This is a genomic window from uncultured Campylobacter sp. (assembly GCF_937973075.1).
In the GTDB taxonomy this organism is placed as follows: Bacteria; Campylobacterota; Campylobacteria; order Campylobacterales; family Campylobacteraceae; genus Campylobacter_B.
The window spans coordinates 17373-31023 of record NZ_CALBWL010000024.1; the positions used below are offsets into that span (position 1 = coordinate 17373).

Annotated in this window: 11 protein-coding genes and 1 pseudogene; 3 read left to right on the forward strand and 9 right to left on the reverse strand. The window is 49.2% G+C overall.

Annotated features, from left to right (window positions below):
* Positions 1 to 17: 17 nt before the first annotated feature.
* Genes Q0274_RS02625 through Q0274_RS02635 form a run of 3 tightly spaced genes read right to left on the reverse strand, consistent with a single transcriptional unit; the run spans position 18 to position 3147 of the window.
* Positions 18 to 605, reverse strand: a complete 588-nt coding sequence (locus Q0274_RS02625; protein WP_298027478.1) for an NUDIX hydrolase — start codon at positions 603 to 605, stop codon at positions 18 to 20.
* On the reverse strand, positions 590 to 1969 hold the full coding sequence (mgtE, locus tag Q0274_RS02630; RefSeq protein WP_298027480.1) for a magnesium transporter: 1380 nt from the start codon (positions 1967 to 1969) through the stop codon (positions 590 to 592). Before mgtE ends, Q0274_RS02625 begins: the two co-directional genes overlap by 16 nt.
* An 8-nt stretch (positions 1970 to 1977) precedes the next feature.
* Entirely contained in the window at positions 1978 to 3147 is a 1170-nt protein-coding gene (locus Q0274_RS02635) for a peptidoglycan DD-metalloendopeptidase family protein (protein ID WP_005871954.1), read from the reverse strand.
* A gap of 138 nt (positions 3148 to 3285) precedes the next feature.
* Between Q0274_RS02635 and Q0274_RS02640 the strand changes: the two genes are divergently transcribed.
* Positions 3286 to 4014 carry a plasminogen-binding N-terminal domain-containing protein gene (locus Q0274_RS02640; protein ID WP_298027482.1) on the forward strand — a complete coding sequence of 243 codons (729 nt, stop codon included), beginning with the start codon at positions 3286 to 3288 and terminating at the stop codon, positions 4012 to 4014.
* Positions 4007 to 5389 carry an FAD-linked oxidase C-terminal domain-containing protein gene (locus Q0274_RS02645; protein ID WP_298027483.1) on the forward strand — a complete coding sequence of 461 codons (1383 nt, stop codon included), beginning with the start codon at positions 4007 to 4009 and terminating at the stop codon, positions 5387 to 5389. Before Q0274_RS02640 ends, Q0274_RS02645 begins: the two co-directional genes overlap by 8 nt.
* Positions 5390 to 6028: 639 nt before the next feature.
* Here Q0274_RS02645 and Q0274_RS02650 read toward each other — a convergent pair.
* The 6 genes and pseudogenes from Q0274_RS02650 to ilvC all read right to left on the reverse strand — a co-directional run bounded on the left by Q0274_RS02650 (position 6029) and on the right by ilvC (position 12528).
* Positions 6029 to 6715 carry a tetratricopeptide repeat protein gene (locus tag Q0274_RS02650; protein ID WP_298027485.1) on the reverse strand — a complete coding sequence of 229 codons (687 nt, stop codon included), beginning with the start codon at positions 6713 to 6715 and terminating at the stop codon, positions 6029 to 6031.
* Between the two features lie 772 nt (positions 6716 to 7487).
* Positions 7488 to 7772 (reverse strand): annotated as a pseudogene (locus tag Q0274_RS02655) (EthD domain-containing protein); the annotation flags it as partial.
* A 524-nt stretch (positions 7773 to 8296) separates the two neighbouring features.
* Positions 8297 to 8689, reverse strand: a complete 393-nt coding sequence (gene ruvX, locus Q0274_RS02660) for a Holliday junction resolvase RuvX (protein WP_297960499.1) — start codon at positions 8687 to 8689, stop codon at positions 8297 to 8299.
* Positions 8690 to 9529: 840 nt separating this feature from the next.
* A complete protein-coding gene (locus Q0274_RS02665) occupies positions 9530 to 10318 on the reverse strand; it encodes a DNA-processing protein DprA (protein ID WP_298027487.1) in 789 nt (262 codons plus the stop codon).
* Positions 10302 to 11492: a divergent polysaccharide deacetylase family protein gene (locus Q0274_RS02670; protein ID WP_298027489.1), complete on the reverse strand. Its 1191-nt coding sequence runs from the start codon at positions 11490 to 11492 to the stop codon at positions 10302 to 10304. The genes Q0274_RS02665 and Q0274_RS02670 overlap by 17 nt, the downstream gene beginning before the upstream one ends.
* Positions 11493 to 11505: 13 nt before the next feature.
* Entirely contained in the window at positions 11506 to 12528 is a 1023-nt protein-coding gene (gene ilvC, locus Q0274_RS02675; RefSeq protein ID WP_298027491.1) for a ketol-acid reductoisomerase, read from the reverse strand.
* Between the two features lie 138 nt (positions 12529 to 12666).
* Between ilvC and proC the strand changes: the two genes are divergently transcribed.
* A complete protein-coding gene (gene proC / locus Q0274_RS02680; RefSeq protein WP_298027493.1) occupies positions 12667 to 13623 on the forward strand; it encodes a pyrroline-5-carboxylate reductase in 957 nt (318 codons plus the stop codon).
* Positions 13624 to 13651 lie beyond the last annotated feature (28 nt).

Consider the following 13651-nt stretch of genomic DNA (forward strand, 5'->3'; position numbering starts at 1 on the left):
GAAATTCCGTCTCGCCGCTAAGCTTTAAACTCGCTCAAAAACCACTGAAACGCCAAGATCAGCCCCGGCGCGCGCACGATCTTTTCGTCAAACATAAACTCCCGCGCCTTGGCCGCAGGCAGGTAGAAAAGCTCGATCTTCTCGCCGTCCACGCCGCCACCGCGACTGATCTTCATCGATTCGTCGATGCACGCGAAATATAAAATTTGACGGTTCGCCGCAAAGCCAAGGGCGCTGTAGTAGCTCGTGATAAATTTCAGATCCTTCACGGCATAGCCCGTCTCCTCGAGCACCTCTTCGATCGCCGTTTGCTCCTCGCTGATGCCCTTGTCTAAAATGCCAGCGCAAAGCTCATAGGTGTAGCCCTTCTCGGGCGAATTTATTAAATTTTCCTCTTGATAAAACCACACGCTGGGGCGAAACTGCTTAACGAGCAAAAGCGCGTCGCGCTGCGTATGGTAGAGCAAAATCGAGACGCTATCGTGCACCTTGACGCAGTCCCACGCGCGCGCTACGCCGTCCATTTCAAAGCTCAAGCGAAAGGGTTTAACGAAATTCGAGCTTTTAAGCTCGGAAATTTTAAAATTTTTTATAGTAGTATCCATGTCGCAAGTCCTAAAAAGCTAAAAAATCCCACGATATCCGTAACCGTGGTAAGCAGCACGGAGCTGCCGACGGCTGGGTCGATATTTAATTTTTTAAGCGTGATCGGAATGACGGCGCCAAAAAGCCCCGCAAGAGTTAAATTTAGCACCATCGACATCGCAATCACTAGCCCCAAAAGCTTAATGCCGAACCAAAAATACGCCACAAACCCCATCAGCGTGGCAAAAATGAGGCCGTTTATGAAAGCGATCGTGATCTCGCGAAAGAGAACCTGCTTTTTGTCTTTAAACGCTATCTCGCCCAAAGCTAGGCGGCGCACGGTTACCGTAAGCGCCTGCGTGCCGGTGTTGCCGCCCATGGAGGCGACTATCGGCATAAGCACGGCAAGTGCGACCAGCTTTTCGATAGTGGCGTCAAAAAGTCCGATGATCGTGGAGCTTACGATCGCCGTGCATAAATTTACCGCTAGCCACACAGCGCGCGCGCGTCCCGCCTTAAAGATCGTAGTCTCATCGTCCTCCGCTTCGTCATCGACGCCCGCGAGGTTGTAAATTTGCTCGGTGGCGCGCTCTTGGATGAGATCGTGAATATCATCGGCGGTGATACGCCCGATGAGCACGCCGTTAGCATCGACTACGGGTATGACGTTAAGATCGAATTCCTCAAAGTCCTTGATCACGTCGTCGATCTTATCGGTATCGGTGGCGAAGTGGATTTTGTTTTCGGCGCCGAATTTTTGTGAAATTTGCTCCAGCGTGAGCGAAAAATCGTATAAAATCAGATCGGACGTCGAAAAGGTAGTAAGCAAATGTCCCTTTTTATCGAGCACGAAGAGCTGAAAGACGTTTTCGATCTCGTCCTTTTCGCGCATAATGCGCAGCATCTCGACCGCCTGTCCCAGGGTCTGATCCTGCCTCGCGCTAAAGACCTCAGTCTGCATATACGCGCCCGCCTCATCTTCGCTATATTTGGAGATAGTAAGAATATCGTGGCGATCGTCCTCGTCAAGCCCATAGAAAATCTGCTCGGCCTTGTCCTCGTCGATTTCGCCGATATTTTGCAAAAGCTCTGCCTGATCGTCGCTTTCGAGCTCCTCAATCGCTTTGACGATCTTTTCGTGAGGCAGAGTTTCGATGACATCTTCGAGCATATGCTCGGGCATCTCAAGCGCAGCATCGGCAAGATCCTCAGGATCTAGCTTTTTTAAGAATTCTACGTATTTTTCTTCGTCGTGCTTCTTTAGAGTTTTTAAATGCTCCGTAAGATCGGCGGCGCTTAGCTCATGCTCAAGCGTATCGTCCAAGTGCGCATCAAGAAGCGCTTTGGCTTCCTCGACATCGTCCAGCTGCTCTTTATTTTCCATTTTCAGCCTTAATTTATCGTGATAAGCGACTCGTAATTTTCAAATTTAGCAGGGTTTTTCGAGCCGTCTTTAGCCGCAGCCATTCTAGCGTCCATATCTTTGACGAGAGCTTTAAATTTAAGCTCCTCGGCACTTATGACGTTAGTTTTTTCAATCTTGACTACCTTAAGCGGATCTATCGCCTGCTTATTTTTATAAAGTCCGAAGTGCAGATGCGGTCCCGAACTAAGCCCGGTCGAGCCCACGTAGGCGATTAATTGACCTTGCTTGACGCTAACGCCTGCTTTTGTGCCGCTAGCAAAGCCACTAAGATGTGCATAAAGCGTGCTAATGCCGCCGCCGTGGTTGATTTCGACGGTATTGCCGTAGCCGTTTTTACGCCCTACAAAGCTAATCTTGCCCGCTCCTGCTGCATTTACCCTAGTGCCTTTGGGAGCTGCATAATCCACGCCCAAATGCGCACGATATCGCTTTAAAATCGGATGAAATCTTTTAGGGGTAAAATAGGATGAAATTCTAGTATAAACAAGCGGCGTAATCAGCAGAAAAGATTCGACCTTTTTGCCGCTTCGGTCGTAGTATTTATCATCGAAAAAATATAGCGATTTGGGCTTTTTATTTTCCTCGATCATTCCTGCGGTGATATTTACTCCGCCGAAAGGCTTGCCAAGGCGCGTTTTTTGCTCATACAAGATCACGAGCCGATCGCCCTTTTGCAGCTTTTTAAAATTTACCTCATTTTTAAAAACAAGCATAAACTCATTCGCTAAAGCCGCATTGCCCGTAGCTTTGATGATGTCTTGATAGGGCGAGCTTTCGATCTGAATTCCTAAAGAGTAGCTGTTTTCCTCATAAACTATCGGAGTATAAACGAATCTAAAAGTGCCGAATTTATCGCGGTAGATGTGGATCTGAAGCTCCTCACTGACGGGGATTAACAGCTGGGAGACGCGACCTGCTGGATCACGCAAAATTTGACACTCCACGCCCGCTCGCACCTCAGCGGCAAGCTCTTGATCCTCTTTATCCAGGTCGTAATATACAGATGCGGGGATGCCCGCAGTTTCCATAAATTGCAGCAGACTCACGCCATCGGGCCAGGCAAACTTCTCTACGCTAGGGTTGTTCGCAAAAACTACGCCTATCCACAGAAAAAGCAATATAAAAATTCTAGTCATATAAAACCGCTTTGAAATATTATTTTAAGGCGGGATTGTAACGAAAAAACGCTTATATTTCGTAAATACCGCGGAATTTTATCGCTAATTTCAAAGTTTTATGTATAATTAGCCGAAATTTTATTCAGGAGCAGAATTTTGAAAAAAGCTTTACTTATTTTGAGTCTATTTTTAAGCGCGGCGATAGGGGCGGAATTTAACATGCCGCGATACGAGACCGCCCTACTTAGCGTAACTGATGGTTCGGGCGAGATTGCAGATAGCCCTACGATTGCCGTAGGTAGCAGCGGAGTAGTGATGCATAATTTCGGTAGCGGCGCAAGCTCCATCATCGCGCGCGCAGTCGTGACGCAAAAAAGCTCAGGCAAGGCAAAGGTGCGATTTGAGGTCTTTGATATGTTAGCTCAAGAGGCGCTGCCACTGCCTAAAATTTTACCCTCAAGCGGCGATAAAGTGATCTTAAATTTCCTCTATGACCGCGCCATAATCGTCGCACCTAACGCCGAAATTTACGAGCAGGTTATCAAGGCTTTTCCAAATATAAATTTTATCCACCCAGATCTTGGTGGCACCTATCTTAGCTACAACCACAAGCCAAATCCCAGCCGCGACGATTTTCGTAAAATTTGCGCGCAAAACAGCGCCGGACTGATTTTTATCGCGATGGATAAACAAGGCGTATTTGCCGACTGCGGTAGTTTCAAGCCTTTGCGCACGTTCGCTAGCGGCAGCGTGGCTTATTATCAGCTGCCGTTTTACTCACGCGTGGGCGAGATAAAGACCGTCATTTGGGACTTTACTAACGGCCCGATCAGCGATTACGACAAGCACTACCGCTATTTGCTGGGCTTAGACGGCGATGAATAGCGCTGCGCAAGCGTTTTTTACAAATCTATTAGGCGCGGATAATGCCTATTTTGACGAGGCTCATCGCACAGCATACTGCTACGACGCGACGAAAAGACGCTGCCTGCCGGACGGCGTGCTTTTCCCGCAAAGTGAGGACGATGTCAGTCAAATTTTAAAATTCTGCAACGAAAATTTAATCCCCATAGTTCCAAGAGGCGCAGGTAGCGGTTTTACGGGTGGATCTTTAGCCGCAAACGGCGGAGTGATTTTAGCATTTGAAAAACATATGAATAAAATTCTAGAAATCGACATGCAAAATCTACTCGCCGTAGTCCAACCCGGCTGCATAAATATCGATCTGCAAAAAGCAGCCGCAGCGCGCGGGCTTTTTTATCCGCCCGATCCCGCAAGCCAGGATTATTCCACGCTAGGAGGCAATGTCGCCGAAAACTCCGGCGGTATGCGCGCCGCAAAATACGGCATCACCAAAGACTATGTAATGGCACTGCGTGCGGTACTGCCTAATGGAGAGGTGATCCGAGCGGGCAAACGCACTATCAAAGATGTCGCAGGCTTCAACGTGGCAGGAATTTTAATCGCAAGCGAAGGTGCACTTGCCGTCATTACCGAAATCACACTCAAGCTCATCCCGATGCCAAAGCTTAAAAAGACTGCGATGGGCGTCTTTCCTAGCGTAGATGCAGCAATGAATGCCGTGTATAAGACGATGGCTGCCGGTATCACGCCCGTGGCGATGGAATTTTTAGACGCGCTGTGCATAGCCGCGGTCGAGGAGAAATTTCATAAGGGCTTGCCGAAGGGTGCGGGCGCGATTTTGATCTGCGAAACCGACGGCAATTTAGAAGCGGTGCTTTTGGAGGAGCTCGCACTCATAAAAGAAATTTTCGTTCAAAACGGCGCGAGCGACTTTCGCATCGCAGAAAGCGAAGAAGAGCGTGCGGGCATTTGGTTTGCGAGACGCAACTGCTCGCAGGCGATCAATATCTACGGCACGCTTAAGCTAAATGAGGACATCACCGTCCCGCGCTCGCAGCTGCCCGAGCTACTGCGCCGTATCGCGCGCATCGGCGATAAATACGGCGTGCGCGTGCCATGCTTCGGGCATACGGGCGACGGCAATGTCCACACCAACGTCATGGTCGCCGACAAAAAAGATGAAGCTCAAGTGCGACGCGGACATGACGCAATCACCGAAATTTTCAAAGCTGCAGTTGATCTTGGCGGTACGCTCAGCGGCGAGCACGGCATCGGGCTAAACAAAGCAGAATTTATGCCACTAGCTTTTAGCGCAGCAGAGATGGAACTATTTCGCGCAATCAAAAGGGCGTTCGATCCAAAAGGTATCTTAAATCCCGGAAAAATGGGGCTTTAAATTAGGATCGTCATCCAACTTCTACGGTGATTTGAAATCGATTTATCCCACTTATCTCATCTAAAATTTTACTTTCTTACAATATGCCTACTTAAAATTTATCTTGCTTGCAATTTAGCTTATTTACAGGCTACTTCGAGTTAGATTAAGCTTGATCTACCCATTTACAGATCGATTTTGCTTACTTTGCAATTAATAATTTTACTTGTTTATTGATAGATTCCATCCACTTGATAATTGATTTTACTTACTTCGCAGATTGATTATCCGTGTGATCTTTTCGGATATTTTTGCCATATCAGCTGTGATTGCATAGCTACTCGCTAGTTTGCGCAATTTTTTCTCCTTCAACGATATATAATTTAGCACCATGATTATGATGAAATCCCTATATCGCGATGGGTAAGTCTATGACAAATTAAAATTATGTCAATAAAATCCCCAGCATAGATTAAATTCTAAACTTCCAAAATACTGAAATTTTAAAACCACTATCTATAGATATTATCGCAATATGCGGAATTTCAGCAATAAAATTTAGAAATAAAATTCCACAGAATTTCGTAAAATCCCATAAAGCTCCGCAAAATTTCTATACTAATTTCGATCTCGCCGGTATTATCTAGCTAGCCCTGCCATCTATTTAGTCGCATTAGCCTCGCTTGCATTTATTTTATTCATCGCGGCTACTACATTGCAGCTAAACTCAGCTCCCAGCTTGCAGGCCTTGTCGTAGTATATCATCGCCTTATCCAGATCCGGCTCGCCAAATTCCTTCTTTGAATACGCTAGCCCGACCCTTTGGCATCCCTCCGCCAAAGCAGCATCGCAAGATTTGAGGAAAAACTTAAGAGCGCCCTGATAGTCTTTTTCTTCGTAGCTAGCGACCGCAGTATTTAAGCAGCCCTCGCCTAATCCCAAATCGCATGATTTGGCAAAAAATGCGAACGTATTTTTCTTATCGGCATTTTTATAAGAGATTATCGCGGCGTTGTAGCAAGCTTTGGCAGCTCCCAGCTCGCACGCTTTGGAATAAAACCGCGCAGACTTGCCCTTATCTTTCGTAGTTTTATATAAATTTTGCTCGTCGTAATATAAATCCCCCGCGATAGCACAGCTATTTTCCAGCCCCGCTTCACAAGCTTTTTCAAACGGCTTTTTTGCTGCCTCATAATCGCGCTCTTCAAGCAAATACGCTCCATAGTCTTCGCACGAATTAGCCCTACCGACGCCGCATCCGACAAACGAGACCCCTTGCGGGAAAAATATCTGCGCGAGCAAGTAGGCTGCTACGATTAGTGCGGCAATCGATGCTAAAATTTTCATTTTTGCTCCTTTTAAATTTTAAAAATAATTATAGCAAAAAGCGAGGGATAAAATTTTAATTTTTGATAATAGCTGTGAAATTTGCGGCGAAATTCCTGCAAAATTCCTATCAAAATCCTAAGCAAAATTTTAAATAAAATTTTAAACGGAGCTTTGAGCTGAATTTTAAAAAGACAAATTAAAATTTTACTTGCAAGATTGTTTTTATGGCTGGCCGCCCCACTTTTTACTCGCACCGTCTATGCGGCATCCACGGCGCCTGCAGTATTTATAATAACTAAAGCATTTAATCCTTTAGGTCTAAAACGCCTACAGCCTCTGCAATGGTAATTTATCAGGGCGATAATCTAGTGTGTAAAATATTTTGTTGCATACCAAGCCCATGGTGAGCATCTTGCCGCGCCATAGAAAACTTTTGAAAATTTTGCATTGCTGCTTAGAAATTTTAAACAATTTTATACTGCCAGCCTTTAAATTTTATCTTAGAAATAGGCTTGCCTATGCCAAAACTGCAGGCGTAATGCGTCTTTAGGCGTTTTGGCTCCAATACCCAGACTTCTTAGATCGCACCAATTAGATATGGTGAGTCTTAAAATAATCAAGACTGCGCGATATCTGTATTGCGTACGTAAATTTCATCTATGTAGGTTGCGACTGAGATTTCAGCCGCGCAAGCCCAGCTCGTAAAATTCTGCTAGTTTTAAAACCCAAATGCCACGTAGAATTGCTTTACTTCAAAATTTTATTCGCTGCAAAGCGCAAGCCGCGCTCCCTAGCGCTCAAACTCTATCACAGCCTCCTCCTCGCCGAACCACATCACGGAGTTTTTCATATCGCAAAACTTCGCCTCATCCGCCATCAGCTCCGCTAGCACCGCTCGCGCCGCCTCACTGTTTCGCGCATCCGCAAACGCCTGCACGCTCTCATACCACAGCTCGCCCATCGCATCGTAGTCAAACGCCGCCGTCTCGCGCTTGGTGCTCTGCCTCTCTGGAAAGATGGGCATCGTTTTTGCATAGCGGACGATATTTAGTACCTTTTGATTAGCTAAAACCTTTTGTGAATGCGCCGCTCAGTGTGCCACAAACTCCTGCTGCGTGATGCCCGGTGCCCTTTTTACCAACATCGCGATCTTAAACATAACCGCTCCCTAAATGAAATTTATCGCAAAATTTGCGCCCTATTCTATGATGCATCCGCGTTTTTGCAATTTTGCTTAGCATTCTTTGCGTCTAAATAGACCTTTAAAGAAACTTAAATAGTAGCCGTACACGCGAACGCAGATCCCAAAATACATAAGCCTCACTACTTGAAGCTCAAACCACCGTCAATCTCACTTGATTTAACTACATAAAGCGTCATTTACGACTACAGCCAAAATAAATTCCGCAGGCTCTTTGCGGGCAAAGTAAAATTCTGCCAAACCTTAGTGGACAATAAAATTTTACCGACTTTCGGCGCGCATGAATTCCGTCTATTTTAGGCGAGCGAGTAAAATTCTGCGGCCTTTCAAACGGCGACAAAACAGACGAGCGGCGGTTTTATCTTTCACCGCCGCGTGTAAATTACGTTGCTACGCGCCTAACCCTTGCTCGACAAAAACCTTTGCAAAATTATCGTCGCGGCGATGCTATCAAAGCGCGGATCCTTGCCGCCGCCTTTAGCGCCTTTACTCGCAAACTCCGCCGCTTCGGCGCTCGAAAAGCTCTCGTCTTGAAATTTTATCTCGCCATCAAAATCCAGCAGCGAGGCGAAGTGGCGTATGCGCCTGCTCATCTCCTCCTCGCTCGCCCCGCCGCGCGGTACGCCAAGCACCAGCACGCTGGCACCCTTTTCGCGCAGCAGTTCGCTTAGCTCGCGCGCGGCTTGGGTGCGGTTTTTGCGCAGGATCGGCTCGCACGGAAGCGGCGTCTTATCATCCGGTGCCGCCGCCACGCCGATACGTTTAAGCCCAAGATCGATCGCAACTATCAAAATTTATCCTTTGCTAACATCAAATTTTGCGGAATTCCGCCATTAAAATTCTATCGCCGAAATTCCGCGATCGGAATTTCATAGCTAAATTTTATCGCAGAATTCCACCGTGGAATTTTATGAAATTTCATACAAAATAGGCATAATAAATTTCACTCGCTCGCGCCGCTTACGAGCTATTAAATTTAGTGTGCCGCGAGCTTCAAATTCCAAAATTTCGATCGCCGCACCTGGCAGGTACATCCGCACTGAGTCCGCGTGAGCTGCACGTAAGCGACACCCAAACTCACGGCGGGCATAAATCCTGCCGTGCAGGTACCGGACGTGCAACCAACCCACCCCACGTAAAACCAAAATTTTAAAGCAAACCCGCACTCACGCGACGGAGCAGACACAGCCCCTCTGCGCTTTATAGCTCGTAAAATTTTGCCGCCACGCTCAAAATTTTTCCTTGCGGCAAATTCAGCCTACCACGCTTGCGCTGAAATCCGCAGCCAAATTTACCCGCAAAAATTTAGCACGATAGGCAAACAAACATTTAAACGCTATTTCAGAAAATTTGATGCATTTTAAAGCTTAAATTCTGCGCCGCAAAGTATTTATAGATCGCGAGAAGCATTCACAAACCGATCATTACCGCAAGCGGAGGCAAGCGGCGCTGCACAAAAACAAGCCGCGCGGGTTTGTTTTAAGCTCAAGTGCTACTTGCGGAAAGTAAAATTCTACCGAGCAGCCTTTTTCTAAATTTAAACACCGACTGCGCAGACTACGCGCCGTGCAAACACGCTGTGCCGGCGGGCGGCGCCGATTAAATCATGGCGAGCAAGCGCCTGCCGCCGGCTACTTTGCCACGATCTTTGCGCCTAAAATTTCGATCCTGCCTTCAAGCTCGTATTCGTAAATTTTATCTCCGAAGCGCTCGATCGCCGCTTGCAAATCGGAATTTAGAGCTAAAAATTCTATCACCTCATCCTGCGCGCGCTCAGTGTTTTTCGGCGTCTGCGGAGCCAAAGAGGCGACAAACTCGCCAAAATCCGCAATCAGTCGCGCCTGGGATTTTGCGAGCAGATCATTCGTGCCCGCGCTCTCGTCCATTCGGTGCGGCAGCACGTACACGGGCACGCCCATCTCGCGAGCTAGGCGCGCGCTTTGCAGTGAGCCGCTGCGGGGCTCTGCCTGAGCGACGATCAGCGCTTCGGACAGCGCCACGACGATGCGGTTGCGCTGCAAAAACTGAAATCCGCGCGCACTCACGCCGTCCTCATACTCGCTAAGCGCGAGGCTACGCTCGTAAATTTTGCCGATCATAGCAGCGTTTTGCGCGGGATAAATTTGATCAAGACCGTTGCCAAAAACCGCGATCGTGTTTGGAAACGCCCCTTCGTGCGCGGCTATGTCACAGCCGATCGCCGCGCCGCTTACGACGCAAAAGTCCGCATCACTCAAAGCGCGCGCGAGGCGCAGAATCAAATTTTTGCTATAAACGCTCATCTTGCGCGAGCCCACGATCGAGATGCGGCGCTTTTGTAACATCGCCGGCTCGCCCCTAAAATACAGCCGCGCGGGCTCGCTTGCGCCGAGCCTTTTTAAGCCCTGGATTTTAAAACCGAGCTCACTCGTAGTACTCATAAATTTCGTCCAAATAGACCAAATCGACCTCGCTTAGGATGTCGGCGCTGTTTGCAAGCGCGCGCAGAGTGGAGCTTTTGGGATGGCCGATGGCGATGGCATAGCCCTGTTTTTTAGCAAGCGTCACGGCTTCACGCAGCTTTTTACGCACCGCAGCGACGCTGTTTTGATTATCTAAAAACACATCGCGATGCACGTATCGCATGCCGAGCCCCTTCATCGCCGCCTTAGCCTTCGTAGCGGGGCTAGTGCGCGAGTCGATAAATAAAAATCCATGCTCGTTCATCGCGCGCAGCAGGTTTTGCATCGCGCGCTCGTCGGCGGTAAATTTAGAACCGGTGTGGTTGTTTATAAATTTAGCGTTCGGAAAGTCCGCGCGCAGCTTGGCTATGACGCCGCGAAGCTTCTCGTAATTATCCGAGGCTCGCAGCGTCGCGGAGTTATTTTTCGCAGAGCTAGCCTCCATCGGCAGGTGGATCGCGTAATGCTCAAAGCCGCGAGCGAGCGAGCTCGTGTCCTTGCGCTGATATTCGGGTGGAAAGATGGACGGCGTCACGCGCACGGGCAGAGCGGCGATCTTTTGTGCCTGCTCGCCGGTGCCTACGTCGTCGATGATGATCGCTAGCTTTGCGCGAGAGCCTGCGGGCAAAGCCTTGCGCGGCGATTTAGAAAGATCGTCCGCGCCGCTAGAAGCGTGGCTTTGCGCGGTAGAATTTATGGAATTTTCTAAAGCGGAATTTGACGCGGTAAAATTTACGTCCGATCCGTCACTCGCCGAATTTACGGCGGCGAAATTTGAGGAAGCCATAGAATTTACGGAATTTTGCAAATTGCCGTTTGTAGAATTTTGTCCTGCAAAATTCTGCCGTGCGGGCTCTATGCTCATCTTGGGCGCGGTTACGTTTTGCTCGGCGATCTTATCAAGCTCCTTTTGAATCAGCGCTTCCTTCTCCGCAACGCTTAAACGAGGCTTTTTACCGCGAGAATCGGAAGTGCTCTCAGGAGTTTGTTTGCGCGAGCTTTGCTGCAACGCAGCCTTATTGCCCGAAAATACGAGATCCAAAACCCCGTAGGTAACCGCGCCGCTTAAAAAGCATAAGATTACGACAAAGGCGATCGCTATGTAATTGATCGGGCGCTTTTTGCGGCGCCCGCGTGGATTTGTATTAGCCAAAGCTCAGCCGAAATTAGTTTTTATCTTTATTTACGAGCTTGCCTTTGGCGATCCACGGCATCATCGCGCGAAGCTTCTCGCCGGTTTTGCTAAGCAAGCTATTTGCCGTGATGTTGCGCTCGGCGTTCATTCGCACGTAGCCAGCTTTGCGCTCGAGGATGAAGTCTTTTGCAAATTTGCCGTTTTGGATCTCCTTTAGCACCTCTTTCATCGCCGCTTTGCTGCTTTCGTTTACGACGCGGTTTCCGCTTACGTAATCGCCGTATTCTGCGGTGTTTGAGATCGAGTAGCGCATATCTGCCATGCCGCCTTGATAGATGAGATCCACGATCAGCTTCATCTCGTGCTGGCACTCAAAATACGCCATCTCAGGCTCATATCCCGCCTCGACGAGAGTTTCAAAGCCCGCGTTGATGAGCGCGCAAAGTCCGCCGCAAAGCACAGCCTGCTCGCCGAAAAGATCGGTCTCAGTTTCTGCTTTAAAAGTCGTTTCGATGATGCCGGTGCGGCCGCCGCCGATCGCGCTTGCGTAGCTTAGAGCAAGCTCTTTGGCTCTGCCGCTTTCGTTTTGCGAAACAGCGATCAGCATCGGCACGCCGCCGCCGCTTACGAACTCGTTGCGGACGGTGTGGCCCGGGGCTTTCGGAGCGATCATAATGCAGTCAATACCCTTTGGAGGGACGATCTGTCCGAAGTGGATATTAAAGCCGTGCGCAAACGCTATCGCGTTGCCCTCGCTTAAATTTGGCTCGATCTCCGCTTTGAAAATGTCGCTTTGAAACTCATCAGGCGTTAGGATCATCACAAGATCGGCTGCCTTCGTAGCCTCGCCGACGCTCATTACTTTAAAACCCTTCGCCTCGGCCTTGCTCCAGCTCGCGCCGCCCTTTTTAAGGCCCACGATAACCTCTACGCCGCTATCTCGCAAATTTTCGGCGTGAGCGTGTCCCTGCGAGCCAAAGCCGATCATAGCGACCTTTTTAGCTTTAATCAAACCTAAATCGCAATCTTTGTCGTAAAAAACATTTATTGCCATAACGCATCCTTTTTTTTAAAAATTTAGGCGAGATTGTAGCTAAAATTTGCTTTTACGTAGATAAACCGCGCGCCGCAAGGGCGGATAAAGAAATTTTGAGCTATCATTGAGGCATAATTTAGCTTTGAAGGAGCGAAAATGAAAGTGGGATTTATCGGCGGCGGAAATATGGGCGAGGCGATGATCGCGGCACTTTGCGGAGTCGGCGGACGAGATTGCACGGCGGGCGCAGAAAATTTTGCAGAGGATAAAGAAAATTTCGCGCGCGGCGAGCGGAATTTTATGTCCGATACTCAAAATTTTACCGCTTGCGGGCAGAATTCCGAGCCCAATATACAAAATTCCGCTAGCGACGGGCAAAATTCCTCTTGCGCGCAGTCCGGCTCCGATACGAAGTTTCAAGTCCTAGCTTATGCCAGAAGTAAAAACGAATTTTTGCGCAAGCGCTACGGCGTGCAAATTTTACAAGACGAGACGCAGCTGGCGCACGCAGCGGATATGATCGTGCTCGCGACCAAGCCCGCCAGCTACGAGGGGATTTTGCACCTGATCGCGCCCGAGCTTGCGGGCAAAATCCTGCTTCTTTTAGCGCCGAATTTCAAGCTAGAGCGCGCCCAAAATATCGTAGGTGCGGACGTTTTCGTAGCCCGCGCGATGCCAAACGTCGCCGCGGGCATCGGCGCGTCGGCTACGGCGCTGTGCTACGGCGAGTATTTTGATGAGGCTAGTCGGGAGATCGTGCGAGCGCTAGCCGCCAAAATCGGCAAATTTTACGAGATAGACGAGGCTGGCTTTGCTGCATTTACTGGGATTGCAGGTAGCCTGCCTGCGTATGTGTGCGCCTTTATCGAGGCGGCGGCGGACGCGGGCGTGCGGGGCGGACTGCCGCGGGCGCTGTGCTACGACGCGGTAGCGGCGGCGGTAGAGGGCACGGCGCGCCTACTGCAAAGCGGCAAGCGCCCATCGGAGCTCAAAGACGCGGTCTGCTCGCCTGCGGGCACGACGATAGAGGGACTCGCGGCGCTCGAGGCGGCGGGGTTTCGCGCAGCGGTGATGGCGGCGATCGAGGCGTGCATCGCCAAAGCTCGCGGCTAGCCTTTCACCGCACCTCGTCGGTTTCGGA